This window comes from Streptomyces sp. HUAS CB01 (assembly GCF_030406905.1).
Lineage (GTDB): Bacteria > Actinomycetota > Actinomycetes > Streptomycetales > Streptomycetaceae > Streptomyces > Streptomyces chengbuensis.
Genome location: NZ_CP129137.1, coordinates 5373090 through 5398492, shown reverse-complemented (window position 1 = coordinate 5398492; position 25403 = coordinate 5373090). Strand labels below are relative to the sequence as shown.

Below are 25403 nucleotides of genomic sequence, written 5' to 3'. Positions count from 1 at the left end.
GTGCGCCCTGGAGGGTGTCGTCCGCTCAGACCCGAGGCAGGGACTCTGCGGCGATTCCGCCCTCGATGGCCAGGATGCGGTGCAGCCGGGTGGCCACCAGGAGCCGCTGCATCTGCGGCGGCACACCGCGCAGGACGAGGCGTCGGCCGCAGCGGCCGGCCCGTCGGTGCGCGCCCATGATGACCCCGAGACCGGTGGCGTCCCAGGAGTCCAGGTTGCTCAGGTCGAGCACGAGATCGCCCACTCCGTCGTCGACGGCCGAGTGCAGGACCGTTCGGGCGTCCGCCGCGCTCCGGACGTCGAGGCGGCCCCCGACGACCAGCTCGGCATGGTCGCCCCTGATGTGCATATGCGCTCCCCGAGAGTGCTTTTGTCCGTCAGGTCTGACTTGTACGTAGGTTTTCTGACCCTGCGTTCGATTGTCGCGTTCGATCGCGAGGTCCGATTGCCTATTTCTTTGCACCAACTGACTGCCGCACAGGCAGAGAAGTTGCCGTCTGTAAGCGAACCGATACCGAATTCACCCTGAGGGGTGACGGTACGCAGGGGCGTACGGCCCCTGCGCACCCGGGGTCGGCGTTCAGTGCTTGTAGAAGCCCTGCCCGCTCTTGCGTCCGATGTCACCGGCGTCCACCATCCGGCGCATCAGCTCCGGCGGCGCGAACTTCTCGTCCTGGGACTCGGTGTAGATGTTGCTCGTCGCGTGGAGCAGGATGTCGACGCCGGTCAGGTCGGCGGTGGCCAGCGGCCCCATCGCGTGCCCGAAGCCCAGCTTGCAGGCGATGTCGATGTCCTCGGCGGTCGCGACGCCCGACTCGTACAGCTTGGCGGCCTCGACGACGAGCGCCGAGATCAGACGCGTGGTCACGAAGCCGGCGACGTCGCGGTTGACGACGATGCAGGTCTTGCCCACGGACTCGGCGAACTCGCGTGCGGTGGCGAGCGTTTCGTCGCTGGTCTTGTAGCCGCGGACGAGTTCGCACAGCTGCATCATCGGGACGGGCGAGAAGAAGTGGGTGCCGACGACGCGCTCCGGCCGCCCGGTCACCGCCGCGATCTTGGTGATCGGGATGGCGGACGTGTTGGAGGCGAGCACCGCCTCGTCGCGTACGAGCTTGTCGAGCGCACGGAAGATCTCGTGCTTCACCTCGAGCTTCTCGAAGACCGCCTCCACGACGATGTCCGCGTCGGCGACGGCGTCGAGGTCCGTGGTCGTGGTGATGCGCCCCAACGCGGCCTCGGCGTCGGCCGCTTCGAACTTCCCCTTGGCGACGAACCTGTCGTACGAGGCCTTGATGCCGTCGGTGCCGCGGGTCAGGGCCGCGTCGGTGACGTCGCGCAGCACGACGTCCCAGCCCGCTTGGGCGGAGACCTGCGCGATTCCGGACCCCATCAGTCCGGCCCCGATGACGGCGAGCTTCCTGGCCACTGCTGCACCCCTTAACAGACGTTTACATATCGGATCTCTGCGGAGGTTAGCGGCCGCGGGGCACCGTGTGGCGGCGAAGAGATGCGCGTCACGTCTCAGATGACGGACATCACACCGGAAGCCGGACGGGGGCCGGTTCAGGTGCCGTCCCGGGCCGTCCGCACGGTCCCGCGTGGCCCGGGACCCCGCCCTGGACCCCCGGGCACGCGACGCCTGGAACGCGCACTCACCGGGCGGCCGGGATCGTCCCCGGCACGACCGGCACGGGAACGGGGCCCCGTCCCGCGACGGCACGCACCGGAGCCCGCGCGTACCGTCTCCGGCCGGGCGGCGCACCATCACGGACACGGCCTAGGCTGGCCGCATGGTCAATCTGACGCGCATCTACACGCGCACCGGCGACAAGGGCACCACGGCGCTCGGCGACATGAGCCGCACGAGCAAGACCGATGCGCGGATCTCCGCGTACGCGGACGCCAACGAGGCCAACGCGGCCATCGGGACCGCCGTCGCGCTCGGCGGGCTCCCGGAGGAGGTCGTCGAGGTCCTCGTCCGGGTCCAGAACGACCTCTTCGACGTGGGTGCGGACCTGTCCACGCCCGTCGTGGAGAACCCGGAGTACCCGCCGCTGCGCGTGGAACAGGGCTACATCGACAAGCTGGAGGCGGACTGCGACCGCTTCCTGGCGGATCTGGACAAGCTCCGCTCGTTCATCCTGCCGGGCGGCACGCCGGGCGCGGCACTGCTGCACCAGGCGTGCACGGTCGTGCGGCGCGCCGAGCGCTCCACATGGGCGGCCATGGAGGTGCACGGCGAGACGATGAACCCGCTGACGGCCACCTATCTCAACCGGCTCTCGGACCTCCTCTTCATCCTCGCCAGGACGGCGAACAAGGAGGTCGGGGACGTCCTCTGGGTGCCCGGCGGAGAGCGCTAGCGAGCGGTCACCTCCTCACGCTCGGCACGGACCGGCGCCCCCCGCCGTCCTCCCGGGCACCCTCCGGAGCCTCCTGCGAACCCTTCTTCGGGCCCTTCTTCGGGAAGAGCGCGTAGCTCAGCGCGAACAGTCCGTGGAAGGCCGTGATCCGCCACGAGGTGTGCATCCAGCTCTCCAGCGAACCGGTCCGGGCGGCGTCCCCGACGTACAGGACGGCCAGCTGGAGCAGAGCGGTGGCGACGGCCGCGCCGACCACCGTGCCCAGCCAGACCCGGCCCTCGTGCCGGGCGCGGGCGGCGCCGTGGCGCGGGGGCTTCACGGGCGGCGGGCCGTCGCCGAAACGGTGCGCGGCGTGGCCGTCGAGCCATTTGACGGTCCGGTGGCCGTGGCCCACGGTGTAGCCGATGTAGAGCGCGGCGAGACCGTGCTTCCAGCTCGGGTCGGCCCCGTTCCTGAGGTCGAGGGCCGTCACCACCAGCAGGACGATCTCCAGCAGCGGCTCCATGAGCAGGATGGCCAGTCCGGTCCTCGGCATCCTGAGCAGATAGCGCGTGGCGAGACCGGCGGCCAGCAGCACCCAGAAGCCGACCTCGCAGACGATGATCAGCGTGACGATCACGGTGGTTCCCCCTTCGTACCGGAACCAGGCTCCCGGACGGCGGGCGCCGAAGCGTCGTCGTCAGTGACGAACCGTGACTGCATCCTTCGATGTACCCCCGCCTCACCCCGGACGGGGAGGCCGGGAGCCTCCCCCGACGTGTTTCATGGGGTGGTGACCATCCCCCGCCCCCATCGCGACGACGTGCTCATCGCCGTCACCGGCCTCGCCGGCGGTCTGCTGCTGTGGTCGCTCGGGCTGCACACCACCGAGGGCGGCCGTCCGCTGTCCGGGCCGTGGCTCACCCTCGTACCGCTCCTCGCCATGTCGGGGCTGGAGCTGCTGCGGCGGACCATGCCGAGGACGGCGCTCCTCGCCGGCACCGCCGCGATCGTGGCGGACCAGTTCACACCGGGAAACATCGCCACGGTCCTGATGTTCACGGACATCGTGTACGCGGCCGTCGTGTACGGCCCGCCGGCCTCGGCCCGGCGCATCCCGTACGCCACCGGGCTGATCACGGTGGGGGCGACGATCGGCTTCCTCGCCTGGTTCCAGAAGCCCTCCGGGCTGCTCCTCGGCGTGGTCGTGGGGCTGGTGTCGTTCGGTCCCGCCGCGACCGGCGCGCTCGTGCGCGACCACCGCGATGCCGCGGAGGCGGCACGGCTGCGCGCGGAACAGACGGCCCTGCTCGCCGAGATGGACCGCAGGGAGGCGATCATCGCCGAGCGCGCCCGGATGGCCCGGGAGCTGCACGACATGGTCGCCAACCACCTCTCCGCGATCGCCATCCACTCCACCGCCGCGCTGTCCCTGGACGAGCCCGCGACGACCCGGCAGGCCCTCACCGTCATCCGCGAGAACAGCGTGGAGGGCCTGACGGAGATGCGCCGGCTGATCGGGCTGCTGAGGGACAGCGGTGACGACGCCGAGCCCGCCGTCGCGCCCACCCTGGCGGGCCTCGACGCGCTCGTGGCGCAGGCCCGGGCCAACGGTGCCGCGAGCGGACTGGACTTCACGCTGGACAACGCGATCGACGCGGACGCGGCGCCGCCCGCCCCGGTGGCCCTCGCCGCGTACCGGATCGTGCAGGAGTCGCTCACGAACGCGCTGAAGCACGCGGACGCGGGCGAGGTCGCCGTCCGGCTCACCGGCGGCACCGGCAGCGCGCTGACCGTGACGGTGACCAGCCCGTACGGCAGCAGGCCGGACCCGCGCGCGCCGGGTTCGGGCGCCGGACTGGTCGGGATGCGCGAGCGGATCGCGCTGCTGGGCGGTGAGTTCGAGGCGGGCCCCGAGCCCGGCCCGGCCGGCTACGGGACGAAGATCTGGCGGGTACGGGCGATGCTGCCCATGGTGAACGACAAGGAGCCCTCGGCATGATCCGGGTAGTGGTCGCGGAGGACCAGAACTCCGTCAGGGCCGGTCTGGTCCTGATTCTGGGCAGCGCCCCCGACATCGAGGTGGTGGGCGAGGCCGGGGACGGTGAGGAGGCGGTGCGGCTGGCCCGGGGCCTGCGGCCCGACCTGGTGCTGATGGATGTGCAGATGCCGCTGCTGGACGGGGTGTCGGCGACCCGTCAGGTCGTCGAGGAGGGCCTTGCGGACGTCCTGGTGCTGACGACGTTCGACCTCGACGAGTACGTCTTCGGCGCGCTGCGCGCGGGGGCCGCGGGTTTCCTGCTGAAGAACACCGAGGCGAAGGACCTGATCGAGGCGGTACGCACGGTCGCGCGCGGCGAGGGCCTGATCGCGCCGGCCGTGACCCGGCGGCTGCTCGCGGAGTTCGCGTCGCCCACCCCCGTACCGTCACCGGACGCACCGGACACGGCCGTGCTCGACGTACTGACGCGGCGCGAGCGCGAGGTGCTCTCCTGCCTGGGCGAGGGGCTGTCGAACGCCGAGATCGCGGTACGGCTCCGGATGGCCGAGGCCACGGTGAAGACGCACGTCAGCAGGCTGCTGGGCAAGCTGGAGCTGCGCAGCCGGGTGCAAGCGGCCGTACTGGCACAGGAGTTGGGGATCTGAGGCCGCGCGGCGCCCCCACCTCGCCTCTGGTCTGGACCTATTGACGATTGGTCCAGACCTTCCTACTCTCACCGCAGCACACACCGCGGTGAGCCCCGCGGATGCTCTGCACGGACCGACCCCCTTCCTGTCCGTCCGCCGAACTCGAGGAGCACCCTTGAGCACGAGTACCCCCCGCACCAGAGGCAGATTCAGATCCAGAGCGACGGCGGGACTCACCGCCCTGCTGCTCCCCCTCGCCGCCATGGTCGGACTCGCCACACCCGCCCAGGCCGCGACCTCCGTCACCGCCACGTACGCCAAGGTCCAGGACTGGGGCTCCGGCTTCGAGGGCAAGTGGACGGTGAAGAACACCGGCACCACCTCGATCAGCTCCTGGACCGTCGAGTGGGACTTCCCCTCCGGCACGTCCGTCACCTCCGCCTGGGACGCCGACGTCACGAGCTCCGGCACCCACTGGACCGCGAAGAACAAGAGCTGGAACGGCACCCTCGCCCCCGGCGCCACGGTGTCCTTCGGCTTCAACGGCGCCGGCGCCGGATCGCCCGCCGACTGCAGGATCAACGGCGGCTCCTGCGACGGCGGCACGGTGCCCGGCGACAACCCGCCGTCCGCTCCCGGGACCCCGTCCGCGAGCGGTGTCACCAACACGTCGGTGACCCTGAGCTGGACCGCGGCCACCGACGACAAGGGCATCAAGAACTACGACGTCCTCCGCGACGGTTCGCGCGTCGCGACCGTCACCGGTCTCACCTACACCAACACCGGGCTCACCGCGGGCACCGACTACTCGTACACCGTGCAGGCCCGCGACACCGCCGACCAGACCGGACCTGTCAGCGGCGCCCGTGCCGTGCGGACCACCGGTGGCGACCCCGGCCCCGGCCCCGGCTCGAAGATCAAGCTGGGCTACTTCACCAACTGGGGCGTCTACGGCCGCAACTACCACGTGAAGAACCTGGTGACCTCCGGCACCGCGGCCAAGATCACCCACATCAACTACGCCTTCGGCAACGTCCAGAACGGCCAGTGCACCATCGGCGACTCCTACGCCGACTACGACAAGGCCTACACCGCCGACCAGTCGGTCGACGGCGTCGCCGACACCTGGGACCAGCCCCTGCGCGGCAACTTCAACCAGCTCCGCAAGCTCAAGCAGCGGTACCCCCACATCAAGATCCTCTGGTCGTTCGGCGGCTGGACCTGGTCCGGCGGCTTCCCGCAGGCGGTCCAGAACCCGGCCGCGTTCGCCAACTCCTGCTACAACCTGGTCGAGGACCCGCGCTGGGCCGATGTCTTCGACGGCATCGACCTCGACTGGGAGTACCCGAACGCCTGCGGCCTGTCCTGCGACACCAGCGGCCCCGCGGCCTTCAAGAACATGATGCAGGCGATGCGTGCCAAGTTCGGCGCGAACAACCTGGTCACGGCCGCCATCACGGCCGACGCGAGCGCCGGTGGCAAGATCGACAAGACCGACTACGCGGGCGCCGCACAGCACTCCGACTGGTACAACGTGATGACGTACGACTTCTTCGGCGCCTTCGACGCGGACGGCCCCACCGCACCGCACTCGCCGCTCACGTCGTACGCCGGCATCCCCCAGCAGGGCTTCACCTCCGCGGAGGCGATCGCCAAGCTCAAGGCCCAGGGCGTCCCGGCGGGCAAGCTGCTGCTGGGCATCGGCTTCTACGGGCGCGGCTGGACGGGCGTCACCCAGTCCGCACCGGGCGGCTCGGCCACCGGACCGGCCCCGGGCACGTACGAGCAGGGCATCGAGGACTACAAGGTCCTCAAGAACACCTGCCCGGCCAACGGGACCGTCGCCGGCACGGCGTACGCCCACTGCGGCAACAACTGGTGGAGCTACGACACCCCGGCGACCATCGGCAGCAAGATGAGCTGGGCGAAGAACCAGAGCCTGGGAGGCGCGTTCTTCTGGGAGTTCAGCGGCGACACCACGAACGGTGAACTGGTGAGCGCCATCAACAGCGGCCTCGGGTAACACCCGCGGTCCGGCCGGAGACGGCGGCGGGGGCGGTGCGCAGCGCACCGCCCCCGCTCGACGTCGGGAACCGTCGTCCACCGGCCGCGCCGGCCCTCAACCGGATCGAGGGCACCCCGCGTCCCAGGCCACGTCGACCCTCCCCGGACTCCGTCCCGGGGAAGAGGCACCTCTCCTCAGGCGACATTGACTCGTTGGCCGGGAGGTGCCGCCTCCAGCCAGGCGAGGAAGCCCGTCAGGGCGTCCTCGCTCATCGCCAGTTCGAGGCGGGTGCCGTGGTGCAGACAACCGAGGACGACCGCGTCGGACAGCAGCGCCAGCTCCTCCTCGCCCTCGGGCAGGCGGCGCGAGACCACCTCGATCGCCGAACGCTCCAGGGCGCGGCGCGGGCGGGGAGCGTAGGAGAAGACTCGGAACCACTCCACCCGGTCACCGTTGTAGCGGGCAACGCCGTACACCCAGCCCTTGCCCGAGTGGTCGCCCTCCTCCGGCACGTTCCAGCGCAGGCTGCAGTCGAAGGTGCCGCCCGAGCGCTGGATCAGCCTGCGGCGCAGACCGAAGACGAAGAGCCCGATCACCACCAGTGCGACGACCAGTCCGCTCACGAGCAGAGCGAGGAACATCTTCACCGACCTCCTCGCTTCGTCCCGTAGCGGAATACGACCTGCATCTGCATCTGCACCTGCATTGCCTCAGCCGCGACCTGGTCTGGAGAAGTCCAGTCCGGGCCGCGGCTGAGAGTGGTTCATCGGCGGGGTGCGCTCAGCGCACCGCCACCGCGCGCAGCCGAACCTCGGCGCGCCGCTCGGCGGCGGCGTCGTCGTCGGCCTTGGCGCGCTCCAGCGCACGCTCGGCGCGCTGGGCGTCGATCTCGTCCGCCAGCTCGGCGATCTCCGCCAGCAGCGACAGCTTGTTGTCGGCGAACGAGATGAACCCGCCGTGCACAGCGGCGACGACCGTTCCCTCGTTCGTACGGATGGTCACCGGGCCCGACTCCAGCACACCGAGCAGCGGCTGGTGACCGGGCATGACGCCGATGTCGCCGGACGTGGTGCGCGCGACGACCAGGTTGGCCTCACCGGACCAGACCTGGCGGTCGGCGGCGACCAGCTCGACGTGCAGCTCAGCAGCCAAGGGTGGCTCCTCGGGTCACCACCCGGCGGTCATGCCGGGTGTTGGGTCATAAGTCTAATAGGGGCCCGGGCGTCGAAACGCCCGGGGCCGTCCGGGGCCCGCCGCGGGGGCGGCTGATTCAGGACCCCGGGAGGGCGTGAGAAGGGGGGCGGGACGGACCCCGCCCCCCGTCACGAGTCACGGGACTCAGGAGACGCCGAGCTCCTTGGCGTTCTTCTTGAGGTCCTCGAGACCACCGCACATGAAGAAGGCCTGCTCCGGGAAGTGGTCGAAGTCGCCGTCGCAGATCGCGTTGAACGCGGCGATCGACTCGTCCAGCGGAACGTCCGAACCGTCCACACCGGTGAACTGCTTCGCCGCGTGGGTGTTCTGGGACAGGAAGCGCTCGACACGACGGGCACGGTGGACGACCAGCTTGTCCTCCTCGCCCAGCTCGTCGATACCGAGGATCGCGATGATGTCCTGGAGGTCCTTGTACTTCTGCAGGATCCCCTTGACGCGCATGGCGGTCGTGTAGTGGTCCTGCGAGATGTAACGCGGGTCCAGGATGCGGGACGTGGAGTCCAGCGGGTCCACCGCGGGGTAGATGCCCTTCTCGGAGATCGGACGGGAGAGAACCGTCGTCGCGTCGAGGTGGGCGAAGGTGGTCGCCGGCGCCGGGTCGGTCAGGTCGTCCGCGGGGACGTAGATCGCCTGCATCGAGGTGATCGAGTGACCACGGGTCGAGGTGATGCGCTCCTGCAGGAGGCCCATCTCGTCCGCCAGGTTCGGCTGGTAACCCACCGCGGACGGCATGCGGCCGAGCAGGGTGGACACCTCGGAACCGGCCTGGGTGAAGCGGAAGATGTTGTCGATGAAGAACAGCACGTCCTGCTTCTGCACATCGCGGAAGTACTCCGCCATGGTCAGACCGGCCAGGGCGACGCGCAGACGGGTGCCCGGGGGCTCGTCCATCTGACCGAAGACCAGCGCGGTCTTGTCGAGAACGCCGGACTCCTCCATCTCCGCGATGAGGTCGTTGCCCTCACGGGTGCGCTCACCGACGCCGGCGAACACGGAAACGCCCTCGTGCAGCTTCGCCACACGCATGATCATTTCCTGGATGAGGACGGTCTTGCCGACACCGGCGCCACCGAACAGACCGATCTTTCCACCCTTGACGTACGGGGTGAGAAGGTCGACGACCTTCAGGCCGGTCTCGAACATCTCGGTCTTCGACTCGAGGTCCTCGAACTTCGGGGCCCTGCGGTGGATCTCCCAGCGCTCGGACTCCTGGCCGTTCGCCTCCGGCTCGTTCAGCACCTCACCGAGGGTGTTGAACACCTTGCCCTTGGTGAAGTCGCCGACCGGGACGGTGATGCCCTTGCCCGTGTTGGTCACCGGGGCCTGGCGGACCAGACCGTCGGTGGGCTGCATCGAGATGGTGCGGACGACACCCTCACCGAGGTGCTGCGCGACCTCGAGCGTCAGGGTCTTGGTGGTGCCCGGGGTCGCCGGGTCCGGCACCTCGACCTTCAGCGCGTTGTAGATCTCCGGCATCGCGTCGACGGGGAACTCCACGTCGACGACCGGGCCGATGACCCGCGCGACGCGGCCAGTGGCCACGCCAGCAGGAGCGGTCGGCTCAACAGTGGTGGTCATTAGTAGTCACTCCCCGCGGTCGCGTCGGCCAGGGCGCTCGCGCCACCGACGATCTCGCTGATTTCCTGGGTGATGTCGGCCTGGCGGGCCGCGTTGGCAAGTCGGGTGTACGTGTGGATCAGATCACCCGCGTTGTCGGTCGCCGACTTCATCGCCTTGCGGCGGGACGCGTGCTCGGAAGCCGCGGCCTGCAGCAGTGCGTTGTAGATCCGGCTCTCGACGTACCGCGGAAGCAGTGCGTCGAGGACGTCCTCCGCCGACGGCTCGAAGTCGAACAGCGGAAGCAGCTCGTCCTTCGTGCCGCCCTCGGCCTCCGCCTTCGCCTCGTCGAGGCTGAGCGGCAGCAGCCGGCCGTCGACCGGCGTCTGCGTCAGCATCGAGACGAACTCGGTGAAGACGATGTGGAGCTCGTCCACGCCGCCCTCGGCCGTCTCCTTCTCGATCGCCTCGATGAGAGGCGCCGCGACGTCCTTGGCGTTGGCGTACGAGGGGTTGTCGGTGAAGCCCGTCCACGAGTCCGAGATCTTCATCTCGCGGAAGCCGTAGTAGGCGACACCCTTGCGGCCGACGATGTACGTGTCGACCTCCTTGCCCTCGCCACGGAGCCGCTCGGTGAGCCGGGCGGCCGTCTTGATCGCGTTGGAGGAGTAGCCGCCGGCCAGACCACGGTCGCTCGTGAGGAGCAGGACCGCGGCACGGGCCGGGGACTCCGCCTCCGTGGTCAGCGGGTGCTTCGTGTTCGAACCGGTCGCCACCGACGTGACCGCGCGGGTCAGCTCGGTCGCGTACGGCGTGGAGGCCGCCACCTTGCGCTGCGCCTTGACGATGCGCGAGGCGGAGATCATCTCCATCGCCTTGGTGATCTTCTTCGTCGCGGTGACCGACTTGATACGACGCTTGTAGACCCGGAGCTGGGCTCCCATGAGTCAGGTCCCTTCCGTCGTCACTTCGAGACGTTGACGGTCGCCGGAGCGTCCTCGCCGAGCAGCTTGCCGTCGGAGGTCTCGAACTGCTTCTTGAAGTCGACGATCGACTCGGCGAGCTTCTCGAGCAGGTCGTCGGACATCTTGCCGCCCTCGCGGATGGAGGTCATCAGCGTCTTGTGCTCGCGGTGCAGGAACTCGAGCAGCTCGGACTCGAAGCGGCGGATGTCCTCGACCGGGACGTCGTCCATCTTGCCGGTGGTGCCGGCCCAGATGGAGACGACCTGGTTCTCCGTCGGGTACGGGGCGTACTGCGGCTGCTTCAGCAGCTCGACCATGCGCTTACCGCGCTCCAGGGCGGACTTCGAGGCGGCGTCCAGGTCGGAACCGAACGCGGCGAACGCCTCCAGCTCGCGGTACTGGGCCAGGTCGACACGGAGTCGGCCGGAGACCTGCTTCATGGCCTTGTGCTGGGCGGAGCCACCGACACGGGAGACCGAGATACCGACGTTCAGGGCCGGACGCTGACCGGCGTTGAACAGGTCGGACTCCAGGAAGCACTGGCCGTCGGTGATGGAGATGACGTTGGTCGGGATGAACGCCGAGACGTCGTTGGCCTTGGTCTCGACGATCGGCAGACCGGTCATCGAGCCGGCGCCCATCTCGTCGGACAGCTTGGCGCAACGCTCCAGCAGGCGGGAGTGCAGGTAGAAGACGTCACCCGGGTAGGCCTCACGGCCCGGCGGGCGGCGCAGCAGCAGCGACACGGCGCGGTAGGCGTCGGCCTGCTTCGACAGGTCGTCGAAGACGATGAGGACGTGCTTGCCCTCGTACATCCAGTGCTGGCCGATGGCCGAACCGGTGTACGGCGCCAGGTACTTGAAGCCGGCCGGGTCGGACGCCGGGGCGGCGACGATCGTCGTGTACTCGAGGGCACCGGCCTCCTCCAGCGCGCCGCGCACGGACGCGATGGTGGAGCCCTTCTGGCCGATGGCGACGTAGATGCAGCGGACCTGCTTCTTCGGGTCGCCGGAGCGCCAGTTGTCGCGCTGGTTGATGATCGTGTCGACGGCCAGGGCGGTCTTGCCGGTCTGGCGGTCGCCGATGATCAGCTGACGCTGGCCGCGGCCGACCGGGGTCATCGCGTCGACGGCCTTGTAGCCCGTCTCCATGGGCTCGTGCACCGACTTGCGCTGCATGACCGTGGGGGCCTGCAGCTCGAGGGCGCGGCGGCCCGAGGTCTCGATCTCGCCGAGGCCGTCGATCGGGTTGCCGAGCGGGTCGACAACGCGGCCGAGGTAGCCCTCGCCGACGGCGACGGACAGGACCTCGCCGGTGCGCTGCACCGGCTGGCCCTCCTCGATGCCGCTGAACTCACCGAGGACGATGGCACCGATCTCGCGGTCCTCGAGGTTGAGGGCGAGGCCGAGGGTGCCGTCCTCGAACTTCAGCAGTTCGTTGGCCATCGTCGAGGGAAGACCCTCGACCTTCGCGATGCCGTCGCCGGCAAGGCTGACCGTACCGACCTCCTCGCGCGAGGCCGCGTCCGGCTTGTACGACTGGACAAAGTTCTCCAGCGCGTCCCGGATCTCCTCCGGCCGGATCGTGAGCTCCGCCATCTGGGTTCCCTGCTCTCCTTGTTGGGCCCGAAGTTTCTTTGGGGGTCTGGGGCTGTATCCGTGACGGCTTGCGCCGCGGGACCCCCAGGAATCCTCTGCGGCCCAACCGGGCCGCCTAGCAATTCTTGTGTGACTGTTGGTGGCCGGTCAGCCCGCGAGGCGGCGCTTCGCCTCGGCGATGCGGTCCAGGACCGTCCCGTCGATCAGCTCGTCGCCGACCCGCACCGAGATCCCGCCGAGGACCTCGGGGTCCACGTCCAGGTTCAGGTGCATCTCACGGCCGTACACGTTCGCGAGTACGGCTCCGAGGCGCTGCTTCTGCCCGTCGGACAGCGGTACCGCGGAGGTGACCACCGCGACCATCCGGTTCCGGCGGTCCGCGGCGAGCTTGGTGAGGGACTCGAGTCCCGCTTCCAGGCTACGTCCACGCGGTGCCGTGACAAGACGGACCACGAGCCGCTCGGTGCCGGGGTGGACCTTGCCGCCGAGGAGGCTGCGGAGCAGCTGGGACTTGGCGGCCGCCGTGGCGGTCCGGTCGGTCAGCGCGGCGCGCAGCTCCGGGTTGGAGGAGACGATCCGGCCGAACCGGAACAGCTCGTCCTCCACGTCGTCCAGGGCGCCGGCCTTCTGCGCGGCGGTGAGCTCGGCGGTGGCCGCCAGCTCCTCGATCGCGTCCACCAGGTCGCGGGACTGCGACCAGCGGGAACGAACCATGCCGGAGACCAGGTCGACGGACTCGCCGCCCACCTGTCCGCTCAGCAGTCGCGCGGCCAGCTCGACCTTGCCCTCACCGGGCTGCGCCGGGTCGGTCAGGACCCGACGCAGCGACACCTCGCGGTGGAGCAGCGCGGTAACGGCGACCAGCTCCTCGGCGAGCTTCGCCACGTCGACCGACGTGCTGTCGGTCAGCGCGTCGAGACGCTCGCGTGCGGCGGCCAGTGCCTCGCGGCTCGCTCCGTTCATCGGGCAGCCTCGGCCTTCTCCTCGAGCTCGTCGAGGAAGCGGTCGATGACGCGGCTCTGGCGGGCGTGGTCCTCGAGGGACTCACCGACCAGCTTGCCGGCCAGGTCGGTGGCGAGCTTGCCCACGTCCTGGCGCAGCGCGGACGCCGCGGACTTGCGGTCGGCCTCGATCTGGGCGTGACCGGCGGCGACGATCTCCTCGCGCTGCCGCTGGCCTTCCGCGCGCATCTCGGCGATGATCGCGGCGCCCTGCTCCGTGGCCTCCTGGCGCAGACGCGCGGCCTCGTGACGGGCCTCGGCGAGCTGAGCGCGGTACTGCTCGAGCACGCTCTGGGCCTCGACCTGGGCCGCCTCGGCCTTCTCCATGCCGCCTTCGATGGCCTCGCGGCGCTCTTCCAGAACCTTGTTGATGTTCGGGAGGAGCTTCTTGGCGAGGAAGAAGAAGACGATGGCGAAGGCGATCGTGCCGACGAGCAGCTCGGGGCCCGGGGGGAGGAGCGGGTTCTGCTCCTCCCCGGCCGCCAGCTGAACGAGGTTGGCGATCACATCAATGCCTTTCGTCGAGAAGTGTCAGGTTGCTGTGAATTAGCGACCGAACACGAACGGCATAACGATGCCGATGAGGGCGAGCGCCTCACAGAACGCGAAGCCGAGGATCTGGTTGGCACGGATCAGGCCGGCAGCCTCGGGCTGACGGGCCAGAGCCTGGGTGCCGTTACCGAAGACGATGCCGACGCCGATGCCGGGGCCGATGGCGGCGAGGCCGTAGCCGATGGAGCCGAGCGAACCGGTGACAGCGGCGAGGGTCTCAGTGGCAGCCATGCTGATTCTTCCTTTTCATTCACGGACCGGTGGGGGTTGGCCACCGGACGTTCTGGGGGTGGTGCGGGCGAGGTGCGACTCAGTGGTGCTCGGCGAGAGCGCCCTGAATGTAGGAGCAGGCCAGCAGGACGAAGACGTACGCCTGGACGGCCTGGACGAAGAGCTCGAAGACGATCATGGCCATCGTCATCGCGAACGAGACGCCTGCGGCGGGGATCATGTAGCTGTTCAGCAGGTACCAGGAGGCAACGGTGAACATCACCAGCATCAGGTGACCGGCGAACATGTTCGCGAACAGTCGCACCGCGTGCGTGAACGGGCGGACGAGCAGGTTCGAGAACAGCTCGATGAACGAGACCAGCCACTTGATCGGGCCGAGGGACGGGTCGTATCCGGTGATGTTCTTCCAGCCGCCCACGAACCCGTGGCGCTTGAAGGTCAGGGACACCCAGATCACGTAGACGAGCACCGCGAGCACGACCGGGTACGCGATGATCGAGGACACCGGGAACTGGGCCAGCGGGATCACGGACCAGATGTTCATGATCCAGACGAAGAAGAAGATCGAGACCATCAGCGGGACGTACTTCTCGCCCTCCCGCTTACCGAGCGTCTCGTAGACGATCCCGCGGCGCACGAAGTCGTAGCCGGCCTCACCGATCATCTGCAGCTTGCCCGGGACCACCTTCGCCTTGCCGAAGGCCACCCAGAAGAAGCTGACGACGACGAGTGTGGTGAGCAGCGCGAGCAGCATCACCTTGTTGAACTCGTAGCCGCCGACGGTGAAGATCGGCTTGAAGAGGAAGGAGTGCAGGCCCGGCGCCGGAAAGCCACAGCCGTTGTCGGCCAGGATGCGGCAGCTCCAGTCAAAGGCGAGCGTGGTCTGTTCAGCACTCACCGCGGGCTCCTTCGGCGTGACGCATGGGTTCGGCAACCTCGTTGTGTCGGCGCGGCGCGCAGCCGCGAGTCGGCACCGGACTGGTGTTTCGGATGTGGGGGCGGCGGTCAGGCATCGAGGCCTCGCGATCGAGCAGGCGTCAGCTCAGATGCCCGCGCCCGCAGTGCCGCAGTTGGCACCGGACGATAGCAGTTTCTCGAACGCCCACTTATCCCGGCCCTACCCGTCACGTCGACGGCCCCGTCTTTTCGCCCTTGCGGGGATCAGACGGTTCCGGTTCGACGTAGAGGATCTTGGCCTTCATGTGGGCGCGGGCCTGTGCGGCCACCCAGACGAGCGTCGACGCGACGATGGAGGCCGCGAACGTCCTGGGGTTGAACAGCGTGGTGTCCTTGAAGGCGGCGACGAAGACGAACAACACGAGCAACTGCGTCGTGTAGAGCATCAGACCCATCGCCTGGAACAGCTGCGGGAATTGCTTCGCGGTCCGCTGCAGGACGACGACCCCGATCCCCATGAAGACGATGACCACCAGGGTGCCGACGATCGCGCCGAGGGCCCCCTTGCCGCCGGCGAGCACACCGCTGACGATCGCGGCGATGACGCCGACGGCAGCGGTGGGCACGACGGTCTGAAGGAGAGTCCGGGCGTCGTTGGACGGCATGGCGGCGGCTCCGCGGGGGTGGTGGGGCACTGGTGTCGTCAAGGACGAGCGTAGATCCGGTCCGAGGTGGGTCTCGGGCACCGAGGAGACCGTCGCATCGCGGTCTCCCGGCTCTGTCTCCGGTTCTCGTGAACCGTATCACAAACTATTTGAATAGGTCTTTACCCGCTGGTGTGCCAACTCTCACACATGAGAGTGACACCGCGCGTGTGTGCAATCCAGATCTATGGTTTGGCCGCTATAGGGGCGATATCTCCGAATCGTTCACCTCAAAGAGGGCCCCGGAACGAGGCGTGGGCCCCACCGCACCAACCGCGATGGGGCCCACGCGCATCCGTCATGGGGCCGGTTCGGCCCGACGATCTCCTAGCAGGGCTTGTTCTTGATGCTCGTGCCCTTGGTCCAGGCGATCCCCCCGTAGCGGAAGGACTCCTTCTTGTTCGGGCCGATCGAGAACTGCGGGTCCCGTCGTGCGGCGACCGTGACGCTGAAGCACGCCTTCCGGGCACAGCTGTTCTTGACCTCGACGTACCGGTTGAAGCGCTTGTTGTACCAGCGCACCACCGTCACGCATCCCGCCGCCTTGGCCGACGCCTGCGAGGCGACCGGAGCTGCGGGCGCGGACGCGGCGATCGCCTGAGTTCCGAACCCGACCAACGAGCCGGCGAACGCCGTCGCCGCGGTGGCCATTGCAACAGCCTTGCGCATATCTTCCCCCTGTTCCTTGGCATGGGGGGTACAGCAGCCTGGTCAGGGCCGGTTCCCCCCGGTTCGGCGGAAACGCTAGACCAATTGCACCAGCGCACTCCACCGAGAATTCACGGGCGCCGACCATCCGGTCACCGGAAGGCGGAAACGGCCCTTCCATTCGCTGACGCGACCATCAAGGAGTCACCCGAAGCGCAGCGGAAGCCTGCGGTGACCGGGCAGTTGATCCCGGAGAACCATCGCGCCTCGGCATGTGTGACGGTCACCACACGGCGTTTCTCGCCAGTGGTTCAACGCTTGAGAAATTCGGCCCGACGGCCGTCGGTGAACCGCGAGCGCGCCCCGATCGCCGTCGCCCCGTTGATGCCCGCCGGCACCGGGATGCGCTCCTCGTCGAGGCCCACGGCGGCCGCGTCGGCCGGGTCGGCGAGGTCCGGCGCCGTGCCGGCCGGGACGCCCGGTGCCGTGGACCGCGCGGCCGCCACGGGGCGCGGGCGGCGGCGGTAGCGCGGCGGGACGAAGGACTCCGCCCAGCGCGGCGCCCGCGGAGTGAAGCGCGGCAGCAGCAGGAGCACCAGGCCGACGAAGCTCAGCACCACGATCGCGAAGACGATCCACATCGAGGCGCTGTGGACCGAGTACAGGACGACACCGAACGCGATCAGGGCCGACCAGAAGTACATGATCAGCACCGCGCGGCTGTGCGAGTGCCCGATCTCCAGCAGTCGGTGGTGGAGATGGCCGCGGTCGGCGGCGAACGGCGACTTGCCCTTCCAGGTCCGGCGGACGATCGCCAGCAGCAGATCCGCCACGGGGATCGCGATGATCGTCAGCGGCAGCAGCAGCGGGATGAAGACCGGCAGCGCCGCGTGGGTGGCCTGGCGGGTGCTTCCCTCGAAGAGCTTCAGCGCGTCCGGGTCCACCTGGCCCGTCACCGAGATCGCGGACGCGGCCAGCACCAGCCCGATCAGCATCGATCCCGAGTCGCCCATGAAGATCCGCGCCGGGTGCATGTTGTGCGGGAGGAAGCCCAGGCACATGCCCATGAGGACGGACGCGAAGAGGGTCGCCGGAGCGGCGGCCTCGATCCCGTAGCCGAACCACATCCGGTACGCGTACAGGAAGAACGCCGCGGACGCGATGCACACCATGCCGGCGGCCAGTCCGTCCAGGCCGTCCACGAAGTTCACCGCGTTGATCGTGATGACGACCAGCGCGACCGTGAGCAGCGTGCCCTGCCACTGGGTGAGGGAGACCGTCCCGACGCCCGGGATCGGCAGCCACAGGATCGTCAGACCCTGCATCACCATCACACCCGCGGCGATCATCTGGCCGCCGAGCTTGATCAGTGCGTCGATCTCGAACTTGTCGTCCAGCACACCGATCAGCCAGATCAGCGCAGCTCCGGACAGCAGGGCCCGCGGTTCGTTGGAGAGCTCGAACACGCTGTTGAGATTGCGCAGATGGTCGGCGACGAGCAGGCCGGCGCACAGGCCGAAGAACATGGCGATGCCGCCGAGCCGCGGCGTCGGTTCACGGTGGACGTCGCGGGCCCGGATCTCCGGCATCGCTCCGGTCGCGATGGCGAACTTCCGCACCGGTCCGGTCAGAAGGTAGGTCACCGCAGCCGTGACACAGAGCGTCAGCAGGTAATCACGCACGGGCTGCCCCAGAGGAATCGCTGGCCATCTCAGCCCCACACCCTAGCTTTGTTGGCCACATGCTTGAGGACATACGAGCGGCCCGAACGGTTGCAGGTCCCTCGCGACTGCCCTCAATACGGCGGAAATCTCCCGACCAGTTCCCGCACTTCTTCGCGAACGCGGTGGATCTCCTCGCCCTCCGCGCGCAGCGCCGTGGTGAAGAGCACGGCGATCCTCGCCATCTCGGCCTCGCCCATCCCCTGGGTGGTCACGGCCGCGGTGCCGAGGCGGATGCCCCGGCCGTCGCCGTACGGCAGCGCGCAGGTGTCGAGCACCATTCCGGCGGCGGCGAGCCGGCCCCGCGCCGTGCGGCCGTCGAAGCCCAGCGGTGCGGGGTCCGCGGTGATCAGATGGGTGTCGGTGCCGCCGGTGGTGACCGCGAAGCCCTCCGCCTCCAGCCCTTCGGCGAGGACCCGGGCGTTGGCGACGACGTGGTGGGCGTAACCGGCGAACCCGGCGGTCGCCGCCTCGCCGAAGGCCACGGCCTTGGCGGCGATCGTGTGCATCTGGGCCCCGCCCTGGGTGAAGGGGAAGACCGCGCGGTCGATCCGCTCCGCCAGATGGCTGCCGCAGAGGATCATGCCGCCCCGTGGGCCGCGCAGCACCTTGTGGGTCGTGGCGCACACGACGTCCGCATACGGAACCGGGCTCGGTGCGGCTCCCCCGGCGATCAGGCCCATCGGATGCGCCGCGTCGGCGAGCAGATAGGCCCCGACCTCGTCGGCGATCTCCCGGAACGCGGCGTAGTCGGGGTGCCGGGGGTAGGAGATCGAGCCGCAGACGATGGCCTTCGGCCGGTGCTCGCGGGCGAGCCTGAGGATGTGCTCGTAGTCCAGCAGGCCCGACTCGGCGTCGACGCCGTACGGGACGAAGGTGAACCAGCGGCCGGAGAAGTTGGCCGGTGAGCCGTGGGTGAGGTGCCCGCCGAAGGACAGGCCCATCGCGAGGACGGTGTCGCCCGGCCGCAGCAGCGCCGCGTACGCCGCGAGGACGGCCGAGGAGCCGGAGTGGGGCTGCACGTTGGCGTGGTCCGCGCCGAAGAGGGCGGTGGCCCGGTCGACCGCGATCCGCTCGGCGGCGTCGACGAGTTCGCAGCCGCCGTGGTGGCGCGCGCCGGGATAGCCCTCGGCGTACTTGTTGGCGAGCGGGGAGCCGAGGGCGGCGAGGACCGCGGGCGAGGTGAAGTTCTCCGCGGCGATCAGCTGGAGGCTGTCGGCCTGCCGGGCCATCTCGCCGAGCACGACCTCGGCGATCTCGGGGTCCTGCCGGCGCAGGACGTCGAGGTCGGCGGGCGTGGCAGGGGTGCGGGCGGGTGCGGGGGTACTGACCGGCATCGTGGTCTCCCGGCCTCACGTGGGGTGTACGGCCCCTCCAATGTAGGCCCGGGCACGCAGGGCCGCCCGGTGTCCGACGGGCCGGATGCGCCCGTTCGGCCGTCCGGCAACGTCGACCGCCGGGCGCGGTCCGCCGCGCGGCCCCGCGCCGTTGCCGGCCGGCGTCACCGGCCACCGTCCGACGGGTTCCGACCACTCGGCTGCCCCGCCGGTGCGGGCCGACGTCCGCGGCAGGAGTCGTACCAGGGGAACGGGGCGGGCTGGGCACACGGCCCCGGCGGTACCGACTGCCCCGCCGGTGACGGCCGACGTCCGCCGCAAGGGTCGGACGGGCCGCCCAGGGCACACGGCCCTTCCGTCCGGCCGGACGGAAGGACGTCGCGGAGGTCCGGCGCCCGGGACGGGCAGGACCGGTGGCGGGCAGGACCGGTGGCGGGCAGGACCGGTGGCGGGCAGGACCGGTGGCGGGCGAAGGGCAGGACGGGTGGCGACCGGGACGGGTGACGGCCGGGAGCGGACGCCGGACCCGCGCCCGAGGCATGACGGGCGACCCACGCGGCGGCAGCCCTGAGGGGCCGCACCCCGCCACGGGCGATGGCGGACCGGCTCCGGTGAGGCTGAACGACCCACCCGCCCGATGAGGCCGACCCGCCCGCCCGGGCGGCTGTACGCCCCCGCCCGCGCCCCGCTGGGGCTGCGCCAGGGGCCCGTCGCCGCGGTCCCGTCAGTGGCGGGCCGGGACGCCCGTCAGCGCCGTCAGCACGGGGTCGAGCGCCTGGTGGATCTCGTCGCCGATGGAGCGGAAGAAGGTGATGGGCCCCCCGTACGGGTCGTAGACCTCGTCCGCCTCCGCGCTCGGCGCGAGCAGCCAGCCGCGCAGCGCCGCGGCCGCCCGCACCAGGGCCCGGGCACGCTCGACGACTCCGTCGTGGTCGGGATCCGGCAGGGTCGCCGGGTCTATCGCCCGGACGAGCCGGGTGAACTCCTTCAGGGTGAAGGTGCGCAGACCGGCGGAGTGGCCCATGGAGATGACCTGGGCGCGGTGGTCGCGCGTGGCGGTGAGCACCAGGTCCGCCCGGATGACGTGCTCGTCGAGCAGCTCGCGCCCCGTGAAACCGCTGGGGTCGGCGCCGAAGTCGCCGAGGACCGTCGCGGCGTTCGCCTCCATGGGCGCGCCCTCGTGGCCCCAGGTGCCCGCGCTCTCCACGAGCAGCCCGCCGGCGAGGGGGTCGCCGAGCCGGTGGCTCAGGGCATGCCGCGTCAGCCGCTCGGTGATCGGCGAGCGGCAGACGTTGCCGGTGCTGACGTGGAGGATCCGGAATGTGCCGCCGGTGACGGCCGTACCTTCTATGCCACGCCCCTCAGGGAGGGTCACTGTGCCGGCCCCCGGCTGTTCGCTCCGGTCACGGCGCCACCTCGAGGTCGGGTACAACCTTGCGGAGCTCGTCCGCCTCCAGGGCACCCGCGCGCAGCAGGACCGGCACCTTGCCGGTGACGTCGACGATCGAGGACGGCACGTTGCCGGGGGTCGCGCCGCCGTCGAGGTACACGGAGACCGAGTCGCCGAGCATGTCCTGCGCGGCGTCGCAGGTCTCGGGCGCCGGGTGTCCCGTCAGGTTCGCGGACGACACGGCCATGGGGCCGACCTCGGTGAGGAGCTCGATCGCGACCGGGTGCAGCGGCATGCGGATGGCGACGGTGCCGCGGGTGTCCCCGAGGTCCCACTGCAGGGACGGCTGGTGGCGGGCGACGAGCGTCAGCGCGCCCGGCCAGAACGCGTCGACGAGCTCCCACGCCTGCTCGGAGAAGTCGGTCACCAGGCCGTGGAGCGTGTTCGGGGAGCCGATGAGGACCGGCGTGGGCATGTTGCGGCCGCGTCCCTTGGCCGACAGCAGCTCGGCGACGGCCTCGGAGCTGAACGCGTCCGCGCCGATGCCGTAGACGGTGTCGGTGGGCAGCACGACGAGCTCGCCGCGGCGGACGGCCGAGGCGGCTTCCCGCAGGCCGGTGGTGCGGTCCGTCGCGTCGTTGCAGTCGTATCGCCGTGCCATCAGCGGGCCTCCTCGTTCTCGGTCACTCGGTACTTCGCCCGGCCGCCGGCCGGGAGGACCCCCACCGAGGCGCTCGGGCGCGCGTCGACGGCCGGTCGTGCGCGGTCCCGGGCGGTCCGGGACCCCCGCGCGGTCCCCCTCATGGCAGGGCCTTGCGGGCCGTCGCGAAGCGCGGGCGGTTGTTCAGGTCGGGGTGGTCGGCCGCGTCCGCCCAGCCCGCCTCCTCGTTGAAGATCCAGGGCACCTGACCGCCCTGGGTGTCGGCGTGCTCGACGACGACGAGACCGCCCGGGCGCAGCAGCCGGTGTGCGGTGCGCTCGATGCCGCGGATGGTGTCGAGGCCGTCCTCACCGGAGAAGAGGGCCATCTGGGGGTCGTGGTCACGTGCCTCGGGCGCCACGTACTCCCACTCGGTCAGCGGGATGTACGGCGGGTTGGAGATGACCAGGTCGACCTGGCCGTCGAGCTCAGGGAGGGCGGCGAGGGCGTCTCCGTGGTGGACGGTGACCCTGGACCCCTGGGCGTTCTTCCGCGTCCAGCCGATCGCGTCGTCGGACAGTTCCACGGCGTGCACGCGGGAGCGCGGCACCTCCTGGGCGATCGCCAGGGCGATGGCGCCCGAGCCGGAGCACAGGTCGACGACGAGCGGCTCCACGACGTCCATCGCGCGCACCGCGTCTATGGCCCAGCCGACGACGGACTCGGTCTCGGGCCGCGGCACGAAGACGCCGGGGCCGACCTGGAGCTCCAGGTAGCGGAAGAAGGCGCGTCCGGTGATGTGCTGCAGCGGCTCGCGGGCCTCACGGCGGGCGACGGCCTCCCAGTAGCGGGCGTCGAAGTCCGCGTCCTTGACCAGGTGCAGTTCGCCGCGCTTGACGCCGTGGACGAAGGCGGCGAGTTCCTCGGCGTCGAAGCGCGGTGAGGGCACGCCGGCGTCGGCCAGCCGCTGGGTGGCCTGGGCCACCTCGGCAAGCAGCAAGGAGCGGGGGTACCGGGGTCGTCCCCCGGGGAGCGACTGCACGCTGATCCTCCGGGCTGGGCGGGGCTGTTCGTGGTTTCGCGGCTACGCCGCAGCGAGCTTCGCGGCGGAGTCGGCGTCGACGCAGGCCTGGATCACGGCGTCCAGTTCCCCGTCGAGCACCTGGTCCAAGTTGTACGCCTTGAAGCCGACGCGGTGGTCCGAGATCCGGTTTTCCGGGAAGTTGTACGTACGGATCTTCTCGGAGCGGTCGACCGTGCGGACCTGGCTGCGGCGGGCGTCCGCCGCTTCCTGCTCCGCCGCCTCCTGGGCCGCCGCGAGAAGCCTGGAGCGCAGGATACGCATCGCCTGCTCCTTGTTCTGGAGCTGGCTCTTCTCGTTCTGGCAGGAGGCGACGACTCCGGTCGGGATGTGCGTGATGCGCACGGCGGAGTCCGTGGTGTTGACGGACTGGCCGCCGGGGCCCGAGGAGCGGTAGACGTCGATGCGCAGATCGTTGGGGTTGATCTCCACGTCGATCTCCTCGGCCTCCGGGGTCACGAGGACGCCGGCGGCGGAGGTGTGGATCCGGCCCTGGGACTCGGTCGCGGGGACGCGCTGCACCCGGTGCACCCCGCCCTCGTACTTCAGCCGTGCCCAGACGCCCTGACCGGGCTCGGGGGTCGCGTTGCCCTTGAGCTTCACGGCGACCTGGACGTCCTTGTAGCCGCCGAGCTCGGACTCGGTGGCGTCGATGATCTCGGTCTTCCAGCCGACGCGCTCGGCGTAGCGGAGGTACATCCGCAGCAGGTCGCCGGCGAACAGCGCCGACTCGTCACCGCCCGCGCCCGCCTTGATCTCCAGGATGACGTCCTTGTCGTCGCTGGGGTCGCGGGGCACCAGCAGCAGTCGCAGCTTCTCGGTGAGCTCCTCGCGCTGCTTCTCCAGCACCTTGACCTCGGCGGCGAAGTCGGGGTCGTCCGCGGCGAGTTCGCGGGCCGTCCCGATGTCGTCCCCGGTCTGCTTCCAGGAGCGGTAGGTGCCGACGATCGGGGTCAGCTCGGCGTACCGCTTGTTGAGCTTGCGCGCGTTCGCCTGATCGGCGTGGACCGAAGGGTCGGCGAGCTGCTTCTCGAGGTCGGCGTGCTCGCCGACCAGTTCCTCGACCGCTTCGAACATCGGAGGCTCCTGGTTTTCGTACGGCTGGGTGGCTGCGGGAGAGACGGCAAAGCGCCGGTCCCGGCCGCCCGCACAGGGGCAGCCGAAGACCGGCGCAGTGGCTCGCTACTTCTTGGCGGAGCCGGCAGCCTTGCCGAAGCGGGCCTCGAAGCGGGCCACACGGCCACCGGTGTCGAGGATCTTCTGCTTGCCCGTGTAGAACGGGTGGCACTCGGAGCAGACCTCGGCGCGGATGTTGCCGCCCTGGATCGTGCTGCGGGTGGTGAACGACGCGCCGCAGGTGCAGCTCACCTGGGTCTCGACGTACTCGGGGTGGATGTCGCGCTTCAAGGTTTCTCCTAGTTTCGGGAGGGTGCCGGGTCGCACGCGCGGGATGCGCGCACGTGAACCGGGACCGACGTACCAGTCTGCCAGGACCGGCCGTATCTCCCAAAACCGGGGGTCAGGGCCGGGTATTCCCGGCGGCCGGGCCCTGCCCCACGCCCGCCCCGGCCCGCACCGCGGGGGCGCCGCGCCCGGGGCGGCACCCGCTACTTCACGATGCCCTCGGCCTGTCCGTCGGCGGTGCCCTTGGTGGCGGAGGCGGGGATGGGCAGGTCGTTGCGCAGCGCCGCCCAGACCTGCGCGCCCTGCTTCTCCAGGGGCGCGACGCGGTTCGGGTCCCGCTTGTCGTAGTCCACCGGCATGGTGATCATCTGGATGTCCTCGGCGCCGAGGCCCTTCAGTCCGTTCGCGAAGCCGATGAGCTCCTGGACGGAGTCGAGCTCGGAGTCCGGGGTGATCGCCTTCGTGGCGGTGTCGGCGAGGTCGTACAGCTTCTTCGGGTTCCCGAACACGCCGACGTCCTTGACCTGCTGGATCAGTGCCTTGATGAAGGCCTGCTGCAGCTGGATCCGGCCGAGGTCGCTGCCGTTGCCGACGGCCTTGCGGGTGCGCACCAGCCCGAGGGCCTGCTCTCCGCTGAGGGTGTGCGTGCCCGGCTCGAGGTCGAGGTGGCTCTTGGAGTCGCGGATCGCCTCGGTCGTGGTGACGTCCACGCCGCCGAGCTCGTCCACGAGCTTCTTGAAGCCGGTGAAGTCGACCTCCATGTAGTGGTCCATGCGGATGCCGGAGATCTTCTCGACGGTCTTCACCGCACAGGCCGGGCCGCCGACCTCGTACGCCGTGTTGAACATGGCGCGGCGCTCGCCGGGGACGCTGCCGCCCCGGCCGTCGGTGCAGCGGGGCCGGTCGATCAGGGTGTCGCGGGGCACGGAGACGACGGCGGCCTTCCGGTGGCCCTCGTAGATGTGCACGATCATCGCCGTGTCGGAGCGGGCGCCGCCCTCGTCCCTTCCGTACTCGCCGTTCGCGCCGGCGCGGGAGTCGGAGCCGAGGACGAGGATGTCCATGGAGCCGTTGTCGACGTCGTCGGGGCGGTCGGTGCCGAGCTGGCTGGTGATGTCGACGCCCTGGATGTTGTCGTTGAGCTTGAGGTAGACCCAGCCGAGTCCCGATCCCCCGACGAGCACGAGCCCGGCCGCGGACCACGCGGCGAGCGTCGCGGCGCGGCGCCGCGCGGTGGGCGGCTTACGGCGATTGCCCGTGCCACGTATTCGGCCCTTGCTCTGGTCCGCCATAGCTCCTCAAGTCCTCGTAGGTCCCGTTACCCCCGGCCAGGGTCTTCAGGCACGGTTTCGTCCACCCTGTCAAGCTTTGTTACTCCACCTGTGAGACCGGCGAGGGGCAAGAAGGGTTGCACGGGCTCCTAAGAGGTCCATGAGAGGCGCATGAAGAAGGGTCTGTGCGCACCGAGTGGGTATCGGTGCGCA

Annotated in this window: 26 protein-coding genes; 4 read left to right on the top strand and 22 right to left on the bottom strand. The window is 70.0% G+C overall.

The window, feature by feature from the left end:
- Window positions 1-25 precede the first annotated feature (25 nt).
- Window positions 26-349, bottom strand: a complete 324-nt coding sequence (locus QRN89_RS23970; protein ID WP_093653370.1) for an STAS domain-containing protein — start codon at window positions 347-349, stop codon at window positions 26-28.
- A gap of 231 nt (window positions 350-580) precedes the next feature.
- The gene (locus QRN89_RS23965; RefSeq protein WP_290351447.1) at window positions 581-1429 is read right to left on the bottom strand and encodes a 3-hydroxyacyl-CoA dehydrogenase family protein; all 849 of its coding nucleotides are present in this window, start codon (window positions 1427-1429) and stop codon (window positions 581-583) included.
- A 364-nt stretch (window positions 1430-1793) separates the two neighbouring features.
- On the opposite strand from QRN89_RS23965, the gene QRN89_RS23960 reads away from it, so the two are divergent.
- Window positions 1794-2366 (top strand): cob(I)yrinic acid a,c-diamide adenosyltransferase, encoded by a 573-nt coding sequence (locus QRN89_RS23960; protein WP_290351446.1) that lies wholly within the window; start codon window positions 1794-1796, stop codon window positions 2364-2366.
- Between the two features lie 7 nt (window positions 2367-2373).
- On the opposite strand, the gene QRN89_RS23955 is transcribed toward QRN89_RS23960, so the two are convergent.
- Window positions 2374-2985 (bottom strand): hypothetical protein, encoded by a 612-nt coding sequence (locus QRN89_RS23955; protein WP_290351445.1) that lies wholly within the window; start codon window positions 2983-2985, stop codon window positions 2374-2376.
- A gap of 150 nt (window positions 2986-3135) precedes the next feature.
- On the opposite strand from QRN89_RS23955, the gene QRN89_RS23950 reads away from it, so the two are divergent.
- The 3 genes from QRN89_RS23950 to QRN89_RS23940 all read left to right on the top strand — a co-directional run bounded on the left by QRN89_RS23950 (window position 3136) and on the right by QRN89_RS23940 (window position 6996).
- Window positions 3136-4347: a sensor histidine kinase gene (locus QRN89_RS23950; protein WP_290351444.1), complete on the top strand. Its 1212-nt coding sequence runs from the start codon at window positions 3136-3138 to the stop codon at window positions 4345-4347.
- Entirely contained in the window at window positions 4344-4991 is a 648-nt protein-coding gene (locus QRN89_RS23945) for a response regulator (protein ID WP_290351443.1), read from the top strand. The genes QRN89_RS23950 and QRN89_RS23945 overlap by 4 nt, the downstream gene beginning before the upstream one ends.
- Before the next feature lie 157 nt (window positions 4992-5148).
- Window positions 5149-6996 (top strand): glycoside hydrolase family 18 chitinase, encoded by a 1848-nt coding sequence (locus QRN89_RS23940; RefSeq protein ID WP_290351442.1) that lies wholly within the window; start codon window positions 5149-5151, stop codon window positions 6994-6996.
- Window positions 6997-7172: 176 nt separating this feature from the next.
- On the opposite strand, the gene QRN89_RS23935 is transcribed toward QRN89_RS23940, so the two are convergent.
- The 19 genes from QRN89_RS23935 to QRN89_RS23845 form a co-directional block, all read right to left on the bottom strand.
- Complete coding sequence (locus QRN89_RS23935; protein WP_290353838.1) at window positions 7173-7619, bottom strand: DUF2550 domain-containing protein; 447 nt, start codon at window positions 7617-7619, stop codon at window positions 7173-7175.
- Between the two features lie 139 nt (window positions 7620-7758).
- Entirely contained in the window at window positions 7759-8130 is a 372-nt protein-coding gene (locus QRN89_RS23930; protein ID WP_093662535.1) for a F0F1 ATP synthase subunit epsilon, read from the bottom strand.
- 186 nt (window positions 8131-8316) lie between these two features.
- Entirely contained in the window at window positions 8317-9771 is a 1455-nt protein-coding gene (gene atpD / locus QRN89_RS23925; RefSeq protein ID WP_290351441.1) for a F0F1 ATP synthase subunit beta, read from the bottom strand.
- On the bottom strand, window positions 9771-10694 hold the full coding sequence (locus QRN89_RS23920) for a F0F1 ATP synthase subunit gamma (protein WP_093662531.1): 924 nt from the start codon (window positions 10692-10694) through the stop codon (window positions 9771-9773). The genes atpD and QRN89_RS23920 overlap by 1 nt, the downstream gene beginning before the upstream one ends.
- 20 nt (window positions 10695-10714) lie before the next feature.
- A complete protein-coding gene (gene atpA / locus QRN89_RS23915) occupies window positions 10715-12313 on the bottom strand; it encodes a F0F1 ATP synthase subunit alpha (protein WP_093662529.1) in 1599 nt (532 codons plus the stop codon).
- A gap of 147 nt (window positions 12314-12460) precedes the next feature.
- Window positions 12461-13276, bottom strand: a complete 816-nt coding sequence (locus QRN89_RS23910; RefSeq protein ID WP_290351440.1) for a F0F1 ATP synthase subunit delta — start codon at window positions 13274-13276, stop codon at window positions 12461-12463.
- Window positions 13273-13821: a F0F1 ATP synthase subunit B gene (locus QRN89_RS23905; RefSeq protein ID WP_290351439.1), complete on the bottom strand. Its 549-nt coding sequence runs from the start codon at window positions 13819-13821 to the stop codon at window positions 13273-13275. Before QRN89_RS23905 ends, QRN89_RS23910 begins: the two co-directional genes overlap by 4 nt.
- 39 nt (window positions 13822-13860) lie before the next feature.
- Window positions 13861-14097 (bottom strand): ATP synthase F0 subunit C, encoded by a 237-nt coding sequence (gene atpE, locus QRN89_RS23900; protein ID WP_017949948.1) that lies wholly within the window; start codon window positions 14095-14097, stop codon window positions 13861-13863.
- Window positions 14098-14176: 79 nt separating this feature from the next.
- A complete protein-coding gene (gene atpB, locus QRN89_RS23895) occupies window positions 14177-14995 on the bottom strand; it encodes a F0F1 ATP synthase subunit A (protein WP_490235843.1) in 819 nt (272 codons plus the stop codon).
- A gap of 226 nt (window positions 14996-15221) precedes the next feature.
- Window positions 15222-15659, bottom strand: coding sequence for a Cg1360 family ATP-synthase-associated protein (locus QRN89_RS23890; protein WP_290351438.1), 438 nt, complete (start codon window positions 15657-15659; stop codon window positions 15222-15224).
- A 366-nt stretch (window positions 15660-16025) separates the two neighbouring features.
- Entirely contained in the window at window positions 16026-16367 is a 342-nt protein-coding gene (locus QRN89_RS23885) for a hypothetical protein (RefSeq protein ID WP_290351437.1), read from the bottom strand.
- 290 nt (window positions 16368-16657) lie between these two features.
- Window positions 16658-18028: an MraY family glycosyltransferase gene (locus QRN89_RS23880; RefSeq protein WP_290351436.1), complete on the bottom strand. Its 1371-nt coding sequence runs from the start codon at window positions 18026-18028 to the stop codon at window positions 16658-16660.
- Between the two features lie 113 nt (window positions 18029-18141).
- A complete protein-coding gene (gene glyA, locus QRN89_RS23875; protein WP_290351435.1) occupies window positions 18142-19404 on the bottom strand; it encodes a serine hydroxymethyltransferase in 1263 nt (420 codons plus the stop codon).
- A gap of 724 nt (window positions 19405-20128) precedes the next feature.
- Complete coding sequence (locus QRN89_RS23870; RefSeq protein ID WP_290351434.1) at window positions 20129-20779, bottom strand: arsenate reductase/protein-tyrosine-phosphatase family protein; 651 nt, start codon at window positions 20777-20779, stop codon at window positions 20129-20131.
- A 28-nt stretch (window positions 20780-20807) separates the two neighbouring features.
- A complete protein-coding gene (locus QRN89_RS23865) occupies window positions 20808-21455 on the bottom strand; it encodes an L-threonylcarbamoyladenylate synthase (RefSeq protein ID WP_290351433.1) in 648 nt (215 codons plus the stop codon).
- A gap of 139 nt (window positions 21456-21594) precedes the next feature.
- The gene (gene prmC / locus QRN89_RS23860; protein ID WP_290351432.1) at window positions 21595-22476 is read right to left on the bottom strand and encodes a peptide chain release factor N(5)-glutamine methyltransferase; all 882 of its coding nucleotides are present in this window, start codon (window positions 22474-22476) and stop codon (window positions 21595-21597) included.
- A 42-nt stretch (window positions 22477-22518) separates the two neighbouring features.
- Entirely contained in the window at window positions 22519-23592 is a 1074-nt protein-coding gene (prfA, locus tag QRN89_RS23855) for a peptide chain release factor 1 (RefSeq protein WP_290351431.1), read from the bottom strand.
- Between the two features lie 105 nt (window positions 23593-23697).
- A complete protein-coding gene (gene rpmE, locus QRN89_RS23850; protein ID WP_093662507.1) occupies window positions 23698-23922 on the bottom strand; it encodes a 50S ribosomal protein L31 in 225 nt (74 codons plus the stop codon).
- Window positions 23923-24122: 200 nt separating this feature from the next.
- Entirely contained in the window at window positions 24123-25211 is a 1089-nt protein-coding gene (locus QRN89_RS23845) for an LCP family protein (protein WP_290351430.1), read from the bottom strand.
- Window positions 25212-25403 lie beyond the last annotated feature (192 nt).

Bases quoted from the DNA above. Each gene is read 5' to 3' on its own strand.
- QRN89_RS23970 (WP_093653370.1), bottom strand. From the start codon at position 349: ATGCACATCAGGGGCGACCATGCCGAGCTGGTCGTCGGGGGCCGCCTC.
- QRN89_RS23960 (WP_290351446.1), top strand. From the start codon at position 1,794: ATGGTCAATCTGACGCGCATCTACACGCGCACCGGCGACAAGGGCACC.
- QRN89_RS23945 (WP_290351443.1), top strand. From the start codon at position 4,344: ATGATCCGGGTAGTGGTCGCGGAGGACCAGAACTCCGTCAGGGCCGGT.
- QRN89_RS23935 (WP_290353838.1), bottom strand. From the start codon at position 7,619: ATGTTCCTCGCTCTGCTCGTGAGCGGACTGGTCGTCGCACTGGTGGTG.
- atpD (WP_290351441.1), bottom strand. From the start codon at position 9,771: ATGACCACCACTGTTGAGCCGACCGCTCCTGCTGGCGTGGCCACTGGC.
- QRN89_RS23920 (WP_093662531.1), bottom strand. From the start codon at position 10,694: ATGGGAGCCCAGCTCCGGGTCTACAAGCGTCGTATCAAGTCGGTCACC.
- atpA (WP_093662529.1), bottom strand. From the start codon at position 12,313: ATGGCGGAGCTCACGATCCGGCCGGAGGAGATCCGGGACGCGCTGGAG.
- QRN89_RS23910 (WP_290351440.1), bottom strand. From the start codon at position 13,276: ATGAACGGAGCGAGCCGCGAGGCACTGGCCGCCGCACGCGAGCGTCTC.
- atpE (WP_017949948.1), bottom strand. From the start codon at position 14,097: ATGGCTGCCACTGAGACCCTCGCCGCTGTCACCGGTTCGCTCGGCTCC.
- QRN89_RS23890 (WP_290351438.1), bottom strand. From the start codon at position 15,659: ATGCCGTCCAACGACGCCCGGACTCTCCTTCAGACCGTCGTGCCCACC.
- QRN89_RS23885 (WP_290351437.1), bottom strand. From the start codon at position 16,367: ATGCGCAAGGCTGTTGCAATGGCCACCGCGGCGACGGCGTTCGCCGGC.
- glyA (WP_290351435.1), bottom strand. From the start codon at position 19,404: ATGCCGGTCAGTACCCCCGCACCCGCCCGCACCCCTGCCACGCCCGCC.
- QRN89_RS23865 (WP_290351433.1), bottom strand. From the start codon at position 21,455: ATGGCACGGCGATACGACTGCAACGACGCGACGGACCGCACCACCGGC.
- prfA (WP_290351431.1), bottom strand. From the start codon at position 23,592: ATGTTCGAAGCGGTCGAGGAACTGGTCGGCGAGCACGCCGACCTCGAG.
- QRN89_RS23845 (WP_290351430.1), bottom strand. From the start codon at position 25,211: ATGGCGGACCAGAGCAAGGGCCGAATACGTGGCACGGGCAATCGCCGT.